The organism is Deinococcus puniceus (genome assembly GCF_001644565.1).
Lineage (GTDB): Bacteria > Deinococcota > Deinococci > Deinococcales > Deinococcaceae > Deinococcus > Deinococcus puniceus.
The window spans coordinates 972,646-988,030 of the sequence record NZ_CP011387.1 but is presented as its reverse complement, the minus strand read 5'-3'; the positions used below and the strand labels follow the sequence as shown (position 1 = coordinate 988,030).

14 protein-coding genes are annotated in these 15,385 nt (G+C 63.0%); 3 read left to right on the top strand and 11 right to left on the bottom strand.

Annotation, left to right across the window (positions count from 1 at the left end):
* Positions 1 to 134: 134 nt before the first annotated feature.
* From SU48_RS04525 to SU48_RS04490, 8 genes are all read right to left on the bottom strand, one after another.
* Positions 135 to 2,183, bottom strand: coding sequence for a carboxypeptidase-like regulatory domain-containing protein (locus tag SU48_RS04525; protein ID WP_064014214.1), 2,049 nt, complete (start codon positions 2,181 to 2,183; stop codon positions 135 to 137).
* A gap of 567 nt (positions 2,184 to 2,750) precedes the next feature.
* Positions 2,751 to 3,794: a tRNA (adenosine(37)-N6)-threonylcarbamoyltransferase complex transferase subunit TsaD gene (tsaD, locus tag SU48_RS04520; RefSeq protein WP_064014213.1), complete on the bottom strand. Its 1,044-nt coding sequence runs from the start codon at positions 3,792 to 3,794 to the stop codon at positions 2,751 to 2,753.
* Between the two features lie 78 nt (positions 3,795 to 3,872).
* Positions 3,873 to 4,271, bottom strand: a complete 399-nt coding sequence (locus SU48_RS04515) for a barstar family protein (protein WP_064014212.1) — start codon at positions 4,269 to 4,271, stop codon at positions 3,873 to 3,875.
* Positions 4,268 to 4,735: a ribonuclease gene (locus SU48_RS04510; RefSeq protein ID WP_231881679.1), complete on the bottom strand. Its 468-nt coding sequence runs from the start codon at positions 4,733 to 4,735 to the stop codon at positions 4,268 to 4,270. Before SU48_RS04510 ends, SU48_RS04515 begins: the two co-directional genes overlap by 4 nt.
* 17 nt (positions 4,736 to 4,752) lie before the next feature.
* Positions 4,753 to 5,769, bottom strand: a complete 1,017-nt coding sequence (locus SU48_RS04505) for a heme-dependent oxidative N-demethylase subunit alpha family protein (RefSeq protein WP_064014210.1) — start codon at positions 5,767 to 5,769, stop codon at positions 4,753 to 4,755.
* Positions 5,770 to 5,845: 76 nt separating this feature from the next.
* Complete coding sequence (locus SU48_RS04500; protein ID WP_064014209.1) at positions 5,846 to 6,685, bottom strand: undecaprenyl-diphosphate phosphatase; 840 nt, start codon at positions 6,683 to 6,685, stop codon at positions 5,846 to 5,848.
* A gap of 247 nt (positions 6,686 to 6,932) precedes the next feature.
* On the bottom strand, positions 6,933 to 8,414 hold the full coding sequence (locus tag SU48_RS04495) for a molybdopterin-dependent oxidoreductase (protein ID WP_064014208.1): 1,482 nt from the start codon (positions 8,412 to 8,414) through the stop codon (positions 6,933 to 6,935).
* A gap of 183 nt (positions 8,415 to 8,597) precedes the next feature.
* Complete coding sequence (locus SU48_RS04490) at positions 8,598 to 9,287, bottom strand: DUF4397 domain-containing protein (RefSeq protein WP_064014207.1); 690 nt, start codon at positions 9,285 to 9,287, stop codon at positions 8,598 to 8,600.
* Positions 9,288 to 9,431: 144 nt separating this feature from the next.
* Here SU48_RS04490 and SU48_RS04485 point away from each other — a divergent pair, with 144 nt between their 5' ends.
* Complete coding sequence (locus SU48_RS04485) at positions 9,432 to 10,226, top strand: alpha/beta fold hydrolase (RefSeq protein ID WP_064014206.1); 795 nt, start codon at positions 9,432 to 9,434, stop codon at positions 10,224 to 10,226.
* A gap of 146 nt (positions 10,227 to 10,372) precedes the next feature.
* Here SU48_RS04485 and SU48_RS04480 read toward each other — a convergent pair whose 3' ends face one another.
* Complete coding sequence (locus tag SU48_RS04480) at positions 10,373 to 11,683, bottom strand: hypothetical protein (RefSeq protein WP_064014205.1); 1,311 nt, start codon at positions 11,681 to 11,683, stop codon at positions 10,373 to 10,375.
* A gap of 164 nt (positions 11,684 to 11,847) precedes the next feature.
* Between SU48_RS04480 and SU48_RS04475 the strand changes: the two genes are divergently transcribed.
* On the top strand, positions 11,848 to 12,594 hold the full coding sequence (locus SU48_RS04475) for an SDR family oxidoreductase (protein ID WP_064014204.1): 747 nt from the start codon (positions 11,848 to 11,850) through the stop codon (positions 12,592 to 12,594).
* A 28-nt stretch (positions 12,595 to 12,622) separates the two neighbouring features.
* Here the strand turns inward: SU48_RS04475 and SU48_RS04470 are convergent, their stop codons facing one another.
* Positions 12,623 to 12,847: a helix-turn-helix domain-containing protein gene (locus SU48_RS04470; RefSeq protein ID WP_064014203.1), complete on the bottom strand. Its 225-nt coding sequence runs from the start codon at positions 12,845 to 12,847 to the stop codon at positions 12,623 to 12,625.
* The gene (locus SU48_RS04465; RefSeq protein WP_064014202.1) at positions 12,847 to 13,512 is read right to left on the bottom strand and encodes a hypothetical protein; all 666 of its coding nucleotides are present in this window, start codon (positions 13,510 to 13,512) and stop codon (positions 12,847 to 12,849) included. Before SU48_RS04465 ends, SU48_RS04470 begins: the two co-directional genes overlap by 1 nt.
* Before the next feature lie 152 nt (positions 13,513 to 13,664).
* Between SU48_RS04465 and recN the strand changes: the two genes are divergently transcribed.
* On the top strand, positions 13,665 to 15,341 hold the full coding sequence (recN, locus tag SU48_RS04460; RefSeq protein WP_064014201.1) for a DNA repair protein RecN: 1,677 nt from the start codon (positions 13,665 to 13,667) through the stop codon (positions 15,339 to 15,341).
* Positions 15,342 to 15,385 lie beyond the last annotated feature (44 nt).

Below are 15,385 nucleotides of genomic sequence, written 5' to 3'. Positions count from 1 at the left end.
GTCAGGAAATCAGGTGAAAACGGGGCTGGGCAAGCACTGCGGATCGGCGCTTGGCGCGGGGGCAGGAGCGGCAGCGCAGAGACTGATGTCGTACACAGATGGGCTGCCCTCCCTGCCGCTTTACCCCAACCGCTCTACTTGGTGCCGGTGATGAAATCCCAGTTGATGTTGGTGCCGCGCGTCTGGTTGATCGGAGCCACTGTGCCGTCGGGCCAGGTGTACACCGAGTAGGCCGAGATGCGGTTGCCCTCGGCGGGAGCGTACTTGTAGGCGAAGCCGGAGTACATTTCCCACTTGTAGGGGCGCAGGGGCTGAAGCGGCGTGGCGACCAGCACATTCCAAGGAATGCTGACCGTATGCGCCGCCGTATCCACGGGAATCAAGTTGGGTTTGGACGCCACGTATTTGCCGGACGTATCGGTGCGAATCGATCCGGCAGTCGTGGGCGGGGTCAGCAGCGCAGCCGTATTGGACGCGCCGCTCGACACGAACACCAGCGACTGTCCGGCGGCGATGCCGTTGCCTGTCGCGCCCGTGCCTTCCTCGACCCGGATCAAGGCGTTGGCCGATGCACCGGGCAGGTTGTAGCCGCCGAGGGTCATCAGGTCGCGCAGACGCAGGTTGTAGCCCGCCCCGTCGGCCCCGATGGCCGTCTGGTTTTGTCCCATGACGAAGGTGGGATTGAGAGACACGCCGGTAGACTCGTCGGCTGGCCCGATGAAGGTGGGCGTGAACTGGGCCAGCGGCGTGGTCTGGGTGGTGTTGCTGGCCACGCTGTTGGCTCCACGCGCCAGCACGCGGTAGGTAAAGGTCTTGCCCACCGTCAGGTCGGCGCTGGTGTCGCGGAAGTTGAAGGGCCGGGCCTGCTGGTTGACGTCACAACTGGTACTGCTGTTGCCGCCCACAGTGCCGATTTTGGTAAAGGTGGTGCCGTCGCCAGACCGCTCGATATCGAAGGCGAAGGGCCTAGCCGTCGCAGTGACGTTGGTGTAGCACCAGCGCACTTCTACGAACACGCCGGAGCCGCTCGGAGCCGCGTCGGGCGTGGGGGTGCTGTAGGGCGTCGTCCAAGAGCCCTCCTGCTTGAGGGTGTAGGCGGTGGCGGCGGCCTGTGTAGGAGCGACGACCGTATTGCCCGCTGTGGCCGAGGTATTGATCAGTTTGATCGGCACTACGTAGCGCGAGTAGTTGTAGTTGTAGTCCACGGCCATGACGGTCATGTACACGGTTTCGCCCGCCGCGCTGCCGAAGCCCGCCGTAAAGTTGGGAACGCTGGCGGCGGTGCCCACCGTGACCGAGCCGGAATCCACGACTTTGGGCAGGTTCTGCTGAGGCGTGAAATTGTAGTTGCTGGCGTTGGCGGCGGCAGTAATACCCGCGCTGCCGGGCGTGCGGCCCAGTTGCGCGTACACGATCCGTACTGGCCCCACGTGGTCGGAATCAGCAGCCGACACGATCTTGAAATCTATGCCCGTGCTGGCATTGAAGGTCGCTCCAGCCAGCGGCGTGCTGCCGTCGCCGCGAGTCAGGATCAATTTGGCGGGGTTGGTGGTGGCGCTGGTGTCGAAGGCGGGGCGCTGCACGAGCGACACGGAAGTCGCCGCGCCGTCGGTCACCACGACGCCGTACAGGTCGCTGCCTGCGTGTCCGGCTTTGCGGGCCTTGATGTCGTAGCTGCCTGCAGCCAACGAGGGCAAGCTGAACGAGCCGTCTGCGCCGCTGGTGAAGGTGCCCAGATTGGTTGCGCCCTGCATGACCGTGATGGTGCTGCCTGCCACAGGTGCGCCGATGTTCTGATCAACGACTGTGCCCTGCACCGAACCCGTTCCCGCAGCCACACTGACGCTGGTGGTGGCCGACGCCTTGTTGCCTGCCGCGTCGTAGGCGGTGGCGGTGTAGGTGGTGGTTGCGCCGACGGTGACGACTGCCTCGTAGGGCGCGGTGGTGTCTTCGGAAAGCTTGGTCGCACCGTTGAAAAACTCGACCTTGGTCACGGCCACGTTATCGGTGGCAGTAGCGGTCAGGGTGGTGCTCGCGCCCTGGGCCACTGCGGTCAAGGCAGCGCTCAGACTGACGGTAGGCGGGGTGGTATCGCCAGTCGGTACGGGATCGGTGGGGTTACAACCGATGAGGAGCGTACCGAGCAGGAGTGCCGAGCCAATAGAGATCGGTTTCAGGGCCATGAGGTAAAGTGACTCCTTTATGAGAGCAGCGGGGAACGGTAAGAATGGCCCAAGTTCCGCAGGCGCGGAAAGGGTCAGCGGATGATCTGATGCCTTGACGGGCGAACAGGAACAACTGCCGAATCTTGAATGACTCGTGAAAGGCATATTAGACGCACATCTGCCAATGGTCAATGTGTAGAGCCTCTATTTCATGACAGCCCAGCCAGTTACGGTGAGAACCAGTATCGGAGAAAGTAGAATTTGTTAGAGCAATGGCTCCCGCCACAGTACGCGTACATCTGAAAAGAGCGGCCTGATCTGAGGAAAAAGTGCAAGTAACGGAGCAATTTCGCGGGACGGACACCCTCACTCCTCAAAGCTTGCGGGCTTTAGCTCAATTTGAGCCTTCACTCATGACTGCCGCTTTTTTCGCCCCGATCTCTTGCAGCCATACAGGCCGAGTTTAATAACTCTACCTTATGCAAGTCGGAGGGGACAAATAGCTGTCAAACGCAAACTGAAATTTAAAGACAGCAATAACATGTTAGGCCGAATGTCCTCATTAGGACAGGGGATTTGGGACGTTTATGCCTCGGCCAGCGGCGTTGCCAGCGGTGCGTATGCCTCTGCTCCAGCGTCCAGCGCACTTGGGGAGCGGCCCGCGTGCAAGGCGGCGGCTCCGGCCAAGGCGATCATCGCGCCGTTGTCGGTATTCAGGCCCGCACCGGGAAACACGGCGTGTAGGTCGGTGGCGGCGAAGGCAGCGCGGAGGGCACGGTTGGCGGCCACTCCGCCCGACACCACCACCGTGCCGCGCCCATATGCGTGGGCGGCCCGCAGGGTGGTTTTCACCAAAAAGCGCACAGCGGCCCGCTCGAAACTGGCGGCCAAGTCTTCGGGTTTGGCTCCGGCTTTGTGGGCCAACAGCGCGGCAGTTTTCAGGCCGCTGAAGCTGAATTCGAAGCCTTTCTGGCCCTGTAGCGGCTCCTTGAAGGGCACGGCGTCGGGGTCGCCCCGCGTGGCCGCCTCGCTGATGGCTGGGCCGCCGGGATAACCGAGGCCCGCCAGCCGCGCAATCTTATCGAAGGCTTCGCCTGCCGCGTCGTCGCGGGTGGCCCCCACCAGCACGTACTTGCCTTCTTCGGGTACGTCGAACAGGTGGGTGTGGCCGCCACTGACCACCAGCGCCAGATAGGGAGCCTGCAACTCTTCTTCCGAGGCCGCCGCGAAAATATGGCCTTCCAGATGGTGGGCGGCAAAAAACGGCACATTCAGCGCCTGCGCCACGCCTTTGCCGTACATCAGCCCCACCAGCAACGCGCCCACCAAGCCCGGCCCGGACGTGGCCGCCACCGCGCCGATGTCCTGCACACTCAGGCCCGCTTCTTCCAGCGCCGCGCCCATGATTTCGTCTATGCGCTCCACGTGTTCGCGGCTGGCGAGTTCCGGCATGACCCCGCCGTACCGGGCATGCACCTGCTGAGACCAGATCCGGTTGGCCCGCACCCGCACGCTGCCGCTGGGCAACAGTTCCACCACGCCCACGCCCGTATCGTCGCAGGAGGTGTCTATGCCCAGAATGAGGCGGGGAGCAGAAATGGAGGGGGAGAGCGGCGGCACGGCATTCATCGGGGGCAAGTGTAGAGGACGCGGGGCCGCAGAACTGGCCCGCCCTCACCAAACGGAACAGGGAGGCAGATCAAGCGGCTACCAGCGGCGCAACTGGCCTTCGGGTTCTTCGGCCAAGACCCACAACTGGCGGCCCGCCTCGGTGGCGCTGCGCTGGGCGTCCAGCAGCACGGCTTCCAGCTCTGCACACAGCTTGGCGTGGCGCTTACGGAAATGGTCGTAGTCGCACAGCACCAGCGCAAAGCGGGCGGGGCGGGCTTCGGGGTCGGTCAGCACGTCAAACAGGGCGTCCCAGTTGTGCCCAAACGTCTGGGTCAGCGCCAGCCCGCGCAACAGCGCCAGCATCAGGCTGTCTTTGTCGCGCACGCGGGTCAGGTCGACTTCGCGCACCGACACCTGATACCCGGCGGCAATGATTCGCATGTCGTGTGGGGCGGTCTGGATGCCTTCGGGCGGGGCGTTGAACACATTGATCATGGGCGGATTCTCTGGAAGGAGGCGTAGTGGTCGGCGGTGTAATAGCACTCGGTAAACGTCTGGACGCCGCCGCACACGATGCGCCGCGCCCCCCGGTCACGTTCTCCGGGCGTTTTGACGGTGTACTCGCGGTAATAGTTGCGCGGCTGCTGGGGCAAAATGCCCTCGCGGTTGCCAAAGCTCGCGCCGTCTTTGGAGTACGGGAAAGGCCCGTTCTGGTCGATCAGGCGCAGGGTTTGCTGACCCTCACGCGGGAGGGCGGTGACGGCGATGAAGGGCAGGCCGCTTTGTGAGTCGGTGCGGGGAGCTTGTGCGGATGGCGTCCGCTGCGTCTGCTGGGTCTGGGTCTGCTGGGTCTGAGTCTGCGTTTGCTGGGTCTGCGCCGAGCCATCCTGCGGCGAACAGGCCGACAGACCCGCCGTAAGCAACAAGCCTAGGCCAACCCACCATCGGCGAACATTCACGCCCCATAGTCTAGCTCTCATTGGCCTGCCGCCTGCCCAGCCAACCACGCCAGCAGATCGGGCAGCAGAGCAGTCAAGCCCTTGTACTCCACCTGTTCGGGCGTCATGGAGCGGTGCGCGGCGGCCAGAGCGCGGGCATGAGCGGGGTCGGCCACCGCCTGACGCAGCGGATAGATGAAGGGCCGAATGGTAAACAGCGCCCCGTGTGCCTCTGGGAATCCGGTCAGGGTCTGGCGCTCTACACGCACAAAAGCCCGGTCAGGATCGAAGGCAGTGGCCTGGGCGCGGTCTGCGTCAGGCGGGGCGGCAGGATGATGGTCTAGGCGGTCACTCATCGCCACGCCCCACGCGAAACGCACGAACGGCCCCCGCGAAATCACGGCGTCCACGAGGCGCGGCGCGGTGGCGTTCAGGGGGCCGCTGCCCGCAACGGGTGCGTGGACGAAAGTAAAATCTCGCCCCAGCTTGTCCAGCGGGTGCCAGTGCTGCGGCGACATCACATGCACGGCAGCCAAAAAATCCGCCCCTGTGGCCGGATGCCGGGCCAAGAGGGCGAGGTCTTCGGGGGCATTCAGGGCCAAAAAATCGAGGGCAGAAATAGGCTGGATGTCGGCTATCAAATCGGAAAGCGGGCCAGCAGCTTTGGTCAGGCTTTCCACCGTGCCGCGTTCTACATCTAGGGCCGCCGTCCAGCCCAACGCCGCGTTACTGAAGTGCTGGCCGTCCCACGTCATGCACCCCTCACTCTCGGCGGCCAGGGTGCGGGCGATAAAATCTAACGCCGCCCACCGCAGCGCAGGCGTCAGGCCTGCCTCTCCCGCGTACTGGTGCAAGGCCCGCGCATGGGCCGCTGCTTTGCTCGCCACGAACGCCGGGTAGGTGTCGTCCAGCGCAAACGTATGTGTTTCCAGCGCCTCTGCCGCGTCCGGCCCCACGAACGGTACAGGCTGCACGCCTAAGCGGTACAGGCCCGCCGACACGGTGTATTTCCCGCTGAGGAAAGGGCGGTACAGAGTGGGCGAACTGTGGGTCACGGGATCAGTCTAAAAGAGTTGGGGCAGAAGGGACACACTGGCCCCTGCCGCCCCGCCCCCTCCGAAATTTTTGTATTTACTGGGTCACGGCCAGCGAACCATTGCTCATCACGTTTGTCGCCACCAAGATCAGGATGATGACGCCCACGATAACGCGGTAAACGGCAAAACCCTTGAAATTGTTGGTGGACACGAACTTCAGGAGCCAGCCGATGGCGAGGTAAGCCACGCCGAAGCTGGTGGCCGCGCCGATAAACACGTTCAGTAGGCCAATTTCGCCCAAGATCAGTTCGCGTTCCTGAATGAAATTGAGCAGCGCCGCGCCGCCCAGCGTGGGCACACCCAGATAGAAGCTGAATTTGGTGGCGGTCTGGCGGTCTAGGCCCAGCACCATGCCGCCCAGAATAGAACTGGCACTGCGCGAAAATCCGGGCCACAGCAGCGCGAGGCATTGCAGCGCCCCGATCATGAAGGCCTTGCCCACGCCGATATTTTTGATGTCGTGGACGGCAGGCTGCACTTTGCGGCTTTCTATGAGCCACATGATGACGCCGCCCACGATCAAGGCCCATGCCACCACACTGGGCCGGAACAGGTTGGCCTTGATGAAGTCTCCGAAGGCGAGGCCCAGCACGACGGCGGGAATGCAGGCCACCAGCACGCCCAGCCACAGCCTTTGCGTCGGCTGATCGCGGCCAATGTCGCGCCCCTGCTGCACGAAATCGCGCCAGTAGAAGGCCACCACGGCCAGAATCGCGCCGCCCTGAATGACTACCTCGAAGGCGGCCTTGACCTCTTGTGTCCACGGCACGCCCATCAGGTTTCCGGCCAAAATCAGGTGCCCGGTAGAACTGATGGGAAGGAATTCGGTGATGCCTTCGACGATGCCGTAAATGAGTGCGTAGAACCAATCCATATCCGGGTGAGCCTAACACTTGGGGGGAAGGTGAGCCTCATTCCAAAGGATGGGAGTTGTTTGGCTTGGAAGGTGAACCCCCGTTGCTGGCAAGCAGCTGAGCTTCTGGGTGAACCCCCCCGTTGCTGGCGCAACGCCCCCCCTTGAGGGGAGGACAACTGATTTTGCGCTCCCTTTTAAGGGGGCCGACTGCGGAGCAGACTGGGGGATTTACACGCGACTCAACTCGTCTTTTCTGCCGGAAAAATCAGCCTGCATTCACGATAAAGCGGTGATACCCCGTCGCCCCTTCCGGTAGGGCGTCGCGTTCGGCGGTTTTTTGCTCTATTTGGCCGCTGTAGGCGCGGGCCATCAGCATGGCGGCTCCGGCGGTGGGTGTCCAGTCGAAGGCCCACAGCGTCCACACCGACGTATTGCGCGGCGGCGTGAGTTTGGCCTGTCCCCACGTTTGGCCGCCGTCCGTACTGACCTCCACGCGGGTAATGGGTTTGGTGCCAAAAAACGCCATACCGCGCACCGTGATGGGCTGGCCTGCCTTGACCTGCGGGTTGATTTCTTCGGGAAAATCGATGCGGCTTTGCAGTTCTAGGCGGGCGGTGCGGCTCCAGTCCCGCTGCACCCAGTAGCCGGGTTTATCGGTGGCGCTGAGGGTAATTTTGGTCAGCCAGCGCGGCTGCTTCATGCCGTAGCGGTCAGGAATCAGCACGCGCAGAGGAAACCCGTGCTTGGGCGTCAGCGGCGCACCGTTCAGGCGCGTGACCAGCAGCACTTCGGGGTCTAGCGCGTCGCCCAGCGGCAGGCTTTCGGTGTAGCCGTCTTCGGCTTCCCACAGGACAAAACGGGCCTCTTTGCCGATGCCCACCTCGCGCAGCAAGTCGGCCAGTCGGAAGCCTTCCCAGATGCCGTTGGAAATCAGCGGGCCGCCCACCGGATTGCTGATGCAGGCCAGCGTGCGTTCACTGGTCACGGCGGGAAAGCGGGCGAGGTCTTCCAGCGTCAGGGTTTTGGGTGTGCCGACCAATCCATCTACCTTCAAACGCCACTTTTCGCCCTTGATACGCGGGTCTAAAGCTTCCAGATTCTTGCTGACGTAGTACCAGTTGGAGACGGGCGTAACGCCAGCGGGCAGACTGCCGGGCGTGACCGGAACTGCTGCCGAAGCTGCTGCACTGCCACCGCCGACAGAAATCAGGCGGCCTGCTCCCGCAGCCAGAACCGCCGCGCCTGTGCCCGCCAAGGCCAGCGTGACTGTGCGGCGCGTGGTATCCGCTTTGGCTAAGCGCACATTGGGCAGATGGGGCGGCGGCACCAACTCGGCAGATGCGGGCGGCGCAACCGTAGCAACGGGAGCGTGGGGAGACAGCAGTTTCTCTGCGGCCCACAGCAGCAAACCGAAGACCACGCCGTTGCCAATCGCCACTTCTAGCGGAGTAAACGCCAAGAGCGCCAACGCCACCACCGCGCCCGCTTGCCAAGGCCTGACCAACGCCCCCAGCAACGTCAGGCCGCCGACCCAGCCCACCAGCACCCCCGCGAAGGCCACGCTTTTGCCTGTGCTGCCCAAACCGAAAATCTGGTGCAGGAACTGAAAAACCGCCGGAACGCCCAACGCCTGCGTAATCCGGCCAAACAGGGCCACCACCGGATTGACCCAGCCCAGCACTTCTAATCCGATAAAGCCCAATACGCTCAGCAGGGCAACGGCGATGAACGCCCGTAAAAATTTCATGTCAGTCCTCCTTTCAAGGCTGTGAGAATTGAGCTGTGGGCCATGCAACAGAATTACTCCGAATAGTTTGTCGTTCACAGCTCAGAGCCAAAAAAGCGGGCTGGGCGGCCAAATTTCTGCGCCCCCCAGCCTGCTTTCCTATATTCCGATCCTAGAGACTACGCCCCAAGATCAGAATCGGACTTACTTCTCGTTCATGCTCCCCATGACCAGTTTGTCTTCGGCCACGACGACATCAAAGGTCTTGCCGCCCAGCGTGCCCACTGCGAACAGGCTGTAGCTCTTGCCGCCCGCCACGCTGATGCCGCTGATGTTCTTGACGACGGGTTCCATCTTGCCGAAAGGCACGACGTTCAGGTTGACGCCCATCGGGTTGACCAGCAGGCTGGCCTTGTTGCCGTAGGCGAGGCCCATGGGCAGCAGCTTGGCGTTGCTCATGTCTACAGCCAAAGCCTGCACGCGGGGGCCGTCGGGCGAGAGGTGGTAGACGTTGACGGCGGCCTTGGCCTTGTTCATGTTCATGCTGGTGGCCGTGAAGATCTTGGGCTTCACGTTCTTCAGGTAGCCGACAGCGGCGACGGTGTAGTACGTTCCGGCGGTCAGGTTCACGTCGGCCTCGAAGACCACAGTGTCCATCATTCCAGCGGCGGTGACCATGACTTTGTGTGGGCCAGCAGGCACTTCACCGAAGCTGGTGACGGCCTTGAAAGGCGCGTTGGCGACGGTGCGGACGCCGTCCACGTACACGTCGACATTGGGGGCGTCGCTGACGGCGTGAACGACACGCACGTAGGCTTGACCCATCTGGGCGCTGGCGGCGGAGGCGAGAGAAAGGGCGGCGAGGGCGGTCAGTCCGATTTTAATGTTCGTCATGGTGGTTCTCCTTGTGGGCCATGCGGCTCGGCCTCTTGTTCTGAACAGCTATATGCACGGCAGAGCTGTTTGGATCAGGCACGGGGGGAAGATGAAGGTGGGCTAAAGATTCGGACGGTCTGTGAGAGCGCATAGGCTGGGGCCATGACCCGCCTCCGCTCTCAGCGCCCGCGCCTCTCGCCCCGTGCCCGCGTGTGGCTCGCCATTCTTCTGGCTGGATTTCTGGGCTATTTATTGGCTGTCGGCATCGGGGTGGTGAATCGCCCGCCGTTGGTTGTCGGCCAAGACGCCGCCGTGCAGGGCGCACAGGCCCGCGCCACGCTTCAAAGCACGCCTGGCACATTTTTGGATATTCAGCCTGTAAACGGGCAATACGACACGCTACTGGTGTTCTATTCCGGCGGCTTGGTGCGTCCGCAAGCCTACGAATGGTTGGGCACAGCGCTGGCGGGGCGGGGCGTGCGAACCGTGATTCCCGCCTTCCCGCTGGATTTGGCCGTGACCGGCATTGGCCGCGCCGACGCCCTGATCAAGCAGTTTGGCGGGGGCAAGCGCGTGATTCTGGCCGGGCATTCGCTGGGCGGCGCGATGGCGGCCCAATACGCCCGTGACAACAGGACGCAACTGGCGGGCCTGATCCTGATGGGCGCGTACCCAGCGGGCAACGTGAGCCTGCGCGACTTGCCGGGAGCGCCCTTGCCCGTACTGTCGCTGCTGGCCGAGCATGACGGTGTAGCCGACGCTGCCGATGTTCGGGATGGCCTCAGCCGCCTGCCCACCTCTGCCCGCCTGACCGTCATCAAGGGGGCCAATCACGCTTTTTTCGGACGCTACGGCCCGCAAAAGGGCGACGGCCTTCCTACCGTGACCCGCGCCGAGGCTGAAGCGCAGATCGTGGCAGAGATGGGGGAGTTTGTGGCGGGGATTGGGGTGGAGTAATTCTGGCTCCGAGGCGTGCGATTTAGGCTGTGAACCCCACTCTATTCCGACAAGTCACCAGAATCCAAAGAAAGGGAGAGGCACGCACGCGGCGGCCTCTCCTCTTTTGTTCCTACCCTAGAGCCTAAACCCCAGAACAACTTGCCTTAATTTGTTTTGCTGGCGTCCGTGCCACTGGGCTTAGTGGTATTGCTGGCGTTGCCTGCGGCGGGAGAATCGGGGGCGATGGCTCCGCCCCAGGTGGCTCCGGTGGTGGCTCCCTGCGTGTCTGCGGCGGCTCCGGCGGCGGGGGCCACGGCTGCGGCTGCAGTGGTCGGTGCGGGCGCACTGGCAGCGGGCGGCGTGGCGGGCTTAGGCTCTTCTTCCATGCGCTCTAGCCACATCGTACCGATCAGGTTGCGGGCGCTGCGGCCTGCATTCTTGAGGCCCTGCGCCGCGCCGGGGTTGATGGACTCTACAGCGTTCAGGATGCCCTGACGCGCCACCGGAATCCGGGCCAACACGATTGCGCCCGTTGCCAACAGCACGAGGCCGATGACGCCGCTGCTACTGCTGCGCTCGGTTTCGTTCATCGCTTTGGCCTTGGCCGCCTTCACTTTCACCGTCTTCACCGCTACTTCTTTCTTCATCTTGCCCTCGATCTGGCGGCCACCACGCGCTGCCTGCTTGGTCTTCTTGTGCAGTTCCTTCTCGAACTGAGCCAACTCGCGCTCGGCCTGCTTGTGTAGGGGCGCGATTCGCTTGGCGACGGCTTTTTCCAACTTGGCAGGCTTCCACTCCCTGCGGGCCGCCCGCAGTTCTTTCTCGGCGTCTTTACGGGCGCGGGCCAAGGCTTTTTCGGCGGCGTGGCGGCGGCCTTCCACGGTGTCCTGCGTGTCGCTGAGTAAGCCCTGTACGCGGCTGCTGACATCGGCAATCAGGGCGCTGCCCGCGGTTTTGCCGGTGGCTTGGGCCGCAGTCAATGCTTTAGCGGCGGCTTCCCGGCGTTCGGCGGTAGCCTCCAGCACATCGCCCGACAGCGTGGTCAGGCGTTTGCCAGCTTCCTCGCGGGCCACCTGCGCGGCCTCGCCTGCATCGTGGCGCAACTGCACGGCTTTGGCGGCGGCTCCGGCAGCCAATACGCCCGCCGCTTCCTGTGCGCTGCCCAACAGGGCTTGTGCGCGGGGCGGCACTTCTTCACGCAAGGTTTCCAGCGTGTGCGTAGCCGTGTGCATGGCGGTCTGCACGGCAGATTGCGCCGCAGCCTGCGCCACGTGCCCCGCGTGTCCGGCCTGCAGCGCCGCACCAGCGAGTGCGGGTTTGATGGTGCCGTCCAGCGTGCCCTGCGCCGTGCCCAGCGCGTCACGGGTGCCGAGTACCAGCTTGCGGCGAAGGTCAGGGTTCAGGCTCAGGGCCGCGAGACCGCCGAGCAGCAGCAGGCTGCGTTTGCTTACGCCGCCGTTCATGTCGTTGTTCATGGTTCTCCTTGTCACGCCTGCCCAGCCAAAGTCGGATGTAGAGCAGGCAATGTGGTCATTGTGGCCCGCATCCTAGAGCTGAGGATGGGGGGAATGTAACGCAAGGTTCATGTTCGGCGGGGGCAGCATGGGGAAGGTGGTGCAGATTCCCCTAGATTGAACGTATGGATCAAGTGGTGCTGGTGACAGGCGGAAGTCGGGGCATCGGGGCGGCCACGGCGTTGCTGGCCGCCCGACAAGGCTACGCGGTGGCCGTGAATTACAGGCAGGATGCCGCCGCTGCCCAAGCAGTCGTGACAGCCATAGAGGCAAGTGGAGGCCGAGCAATTGCCATTCAGGCCGACGTGAGCAGTGAAGTTGATGTAGAAAGGATGTTCCGGGAAGTTGCGCGGCAGTTGGGCACGTTGACCGCCTTGGTGAACAACGCGGGCATTTTGGAGCAGCAGACCCGTGTGGAACACTTGGACGCCGCCCGCCTCAGACGAATCTTCGACACCAACGTGATCGGCAGTTTTTTGTGTGCCCGCGAAGCCGTGCGCTGCATGTCCACGCGGCGCGGCGGGCAAGGCGGCGCAATCGTGAACGTGTCGTCGCGGGCGGCGGTGCTGGGTTCGGCGGGCGAATATGTGGACTATGCGGCGTCTAAGGGCGCGGTAGACACCCTGACCGTTGGACTGGCCCACGAAGTCGCGGGCGAAGGCATCCGCGTAAACAGCGTGCGCCCCGGCCTGATTACCACCGACATGCACGCCAGCGGCGGCGAGCCGGAGCGTGTGGCGCGGCTGTCTGCGGGCGTGCCGATGGGCCGGGGCGGGGAACCGGAGGAAGTGGCGCGGGCCATTCTCTGGCTGCTGTCAGAGGAAGCGTCGTATACGACTGGGGCCATTCTGGACGTGTCGGGCGGGCGTTGAGGACTGAATTTTATAGCTCAGCACACCTTTATTCGTCGGCATCGGGCGGGCCGTCTACCCACTCCAGCAGGTCTCCGGGTTGGCAGTGCAGGGCGCGGCAAATGGCGTCCAGCGTGGAAAACCGGATGGCCCGCGCCTTGCCCGTTTTCAGAATGCTGAGGTTGGCGAGCGTGACCCCCACCCGCACCGACAGTTCGCTGAGGGTCATGTGGCGCTCAATCAGCACGCGCTCTAAGTTGACCCGGACAGGCATCAGACGGTGAGTTCCTGATCCAGCCTCAAGCTCCGCTCTTGCTCGCGCAGATCGTGCCCACGCTGGAACACGGCGGCAAGGAGAATGAGGGCGAGAGCGGCCCAGAGCGGAGAAAAATCAATATTAGGAAAGAGACTCCTGCTCACACTGACGGTCTTGATGGCAGCCAAACTCCCAAATGTATTTTCAATCATTCTCTGTGCCTCGCGGCCCCGGCTATCAAAGAAGAGAATTGATTTATAGATTATTTCCAAAAGTTGCATACTTAGGAGAGCGTAAGCCATGATACGAAACTTAGGCGCAATACCTGATTGAAAGGGATCGTCAATAATTTTGTTGAGCAGCTTTTTGAGATAGCCCGCCACATATATAATGGCGGCCAACGTAAAAAAAATTCCAAAAAGTATCAGCATCCTCTGCCAGTCACTGTTAGGCTCTACAGGTAAGTCTAAACCAGATATGCTGAAAGAGTTCTTATTTAGCAGAGTAATGTGTGCATTTAGGGCAATGGAATATGACTGGTTGAAATCAAGTTCACGGCCACTCAGCAGAGCGCCTAAGCCCAAAAAGGTATAGATCGCAAGACCAATCGCAGCAAAAACCTGCGTGGCACTCAGCACGAAATTCAGCACATTGCGGGCGATTTCCGGTGTGACGTTCAACATACATCCCCCCGGTCAGCCGTAGTCTCATAACTGACCCTTGTCGCTTATCAATATACTCCCATATCGTTTATCAATACAAGCCACCCTACCCTTTTCCCAATCGCGGCCCCGCTCTCCATGCCCCCACCCGCAAACGCTCTAAACTCCGGGGCGTGACCCGCAAGGCCCGCACCCCCCACCCCCCCGCCGTACCCCAAACCGCGCCCCAGCCCCAGCAGGTTTTCCCGTCTGGCGGCGGCTTAGCTCGGCTGGAAGTGCGGAATCTGGCGACGATTCCGGCCCTGACGCTGGAACTTCGCGGCGGATTCTCGGCGTTTACGGGCGAAACGGGCGCGGGCAAAAGCATCATCGTAGACGCGCTGGGGCTGCTGCTGGGGGCGCGGGCCAACACCGATCTGATCCGCACGGGAGAAGACGCGCTGCTGGTCACAGGCTTCTGGGAACAGCAGTCGGATGAATTCAGCGCCAGCCGCCGCGTGACCACGCAGGGACGCGGAACGGCGCGGCTGGACGGCGAAGTGGTCAGCGTGCGCGAATTGCAGGAATGGGCCACCACTCACCTCACGATTCACTGGCAGCACAGCGCGGTCAGTTTGCTCACTCCTGCCAACCAGCGTGACCTGCTAGACCGGCAAGTGGCAGCAGAATCGGGCGCATACCGGGCGGCTTACCGGGCGTGGCAGGAAGCGGCGGCGCGGCTGGACGCCCTGCGAACGGGCGAGCGAGAGCGGGCGCGGCAACTGGATTTGTTGACCTTTCAAGCCCGCGAGATTGCCGAAATTGCCCCCCAACCCGGTGAGGAAGAACCGCTGAGTACCGATCTGACCCGGCTGGCAAACTTGGACACCATCGCGCAGGGGGCGGCGGGGGCGCTGGAACTCCTGTCGGATGGAGAAGTAAGCGCGACTGGGCTGATAGCCGAAGCGGTGCGGGCGCTGAACGCCGGGGCCAAATACGACGAAACGAGCGCCGGGTTGCAGCGAGATTTGCGCGAAGCCTTGGACGCCGTGCAGGCCATCGTGGGCGAGCTACGCGGCACCGCCGAAGACAGCGCCCCCGATCCCGAGGAACTGGCCCGCGTAGAAGCCCGGTTGTCGGCACTGGGCAAGCTGCGGGCCAAATACGGGCCGACATTGGAAGATGTACTGGCGTTTCAGGAGTCGGTGAATGCAGAGCTGGCCGCGCTGGAACGCGACGAACACGACGCCGGAACGCTGGAGGCCGATGTGAACGCCCTAAAAGCCGCAGCGTTGGCCGCAGGCAAGGCGCTGGACGCCGCCCGCACCCGCACCGCTGCCCCGCTGGCCGCCTCGCTACTGGCAGTCATTCGGGAATTGGGGATGCCGCACGCCCGCCTCGAATTCCGGCTGTCGCCGCTGCCCACGCCCGTGCTGAGCGGTATCAGCGACGTGCTGCTGTACTTCACGGCCAACCCCGGCGAAGACCTCGCACCCCTGGCCGATGTCGCGTCGGGCGGCGAGTTGTCGCGGGTGATGCTGGCGATCAGTACGGTGTTGGGGGCCGACACCCCCACCGTGATTTTTGACGAAGTCGACGCCGGAATCGGCGGCTCGGCGGCGTTGGCGGTGGCGGCGCAATTGTCGGGGCTGGCCGCGTCGCGTCAAGTGTTGGTGGTCACGCACCTCGCGCAGATTGCCGCCCGCGCCGATCAGCATTACAAGGTGGAAAAGCATGTAGAAGGAGGCCGCACGGTGAGCCGGGTGCGCCTGCTGAACCCCCAAGAACGCCTTGAAGAAATAGCCCGCATGATGAGCGGCAACACGTCGGATGCGGCGCTGACGCATGCGCGGGAGTTGCTGAGCCGCTGAGGCTTCTGCCCTGCGTATGCATTTGCTCAAGGCCCGTTCAGTCG

Excerpts from the sequence above, each read along its gene's own strand:
- SU48_RS04475 (WP_064014204.1), top strand. The coding sequence starts at position 11,848 with ATGGATCAAGTGGTGCTGGTGACAGGCGGAAGTCGGGGCATCGGGGCG.
- SU48_RS04470 (WP_064014203.1), bottom strand. The coding sequence starts at position 12,847 with ATGCCTGTCCGGGTCAACTTAGAGCGCGTGCTGATTGAGCGCCACATG.
- SU48_RS04495 (WP_064014208.1), bottom strand. The coding sequence starts at position 8,414 with ATGAAATTTTTACGGGCGTTCATCGCCGTTGCCCTGCTGAGCGTATTG.
- SU48_RS04485 (WP_064014206.1), top strand. The coding sequence starts at position 9,432 with ATGACCCGCCTCCGCTCTCAGCGCCCGCGCCTCTCGCCCCGTGCCCGC.
- SU48_RS04490 (WP_064014207.1), bottom strand. The coding sequence starts at position 9,287 with ATGACGAACATTAAAATCGGACTGACCGCCCTCGCCGCCCTTTCTCTC.
- SU48_RS04465 (WP_064014202.1), bottom strand. The coding sequence starts at position 13,512 with ATGTTGAACGTCACACCGGAAATCGCCCGCAATGTGCTGAATTTCGTG.
- SU48_RS04525 (WP_064014214.1), bottom strand. The coding sequence starts at position 2,183 with ATGGCCCTGAAACCGATCTCTATTGGCTCGGCACTCCTGCTCGGTACG.
- SU48_RS04515 (WP_064014212.1), bottom strand. The coding sequence starts at position 4,271 with ATGATCAATGTGTTCAACGCCCCGCCCGAAGGCATCCAGACCGCCCCA.
- tsaD (WP_064014213.1), bottom strand. The coding sequence starts at position 3,794 with ATGAATGCCGTGCCGCCGCTCTCCCCCTCCATTTCTGCTCCCCGCCTC.
- SU48_RS04480 (WP_064014205.1), bottom strand. The coding sequence starts at position 11,683 with ATGAACAACGACATGAACGGCGGCGTAAGCAAACGCAGCCTGCTGCTG.
- SU48_RS04500 (WP_064014209.1), bottom strand. The coding sequence starts at position 6,685 with ATGGATTGGTTCTACGCACTCATTTACGGCATCGTCGAAGGCATCACC.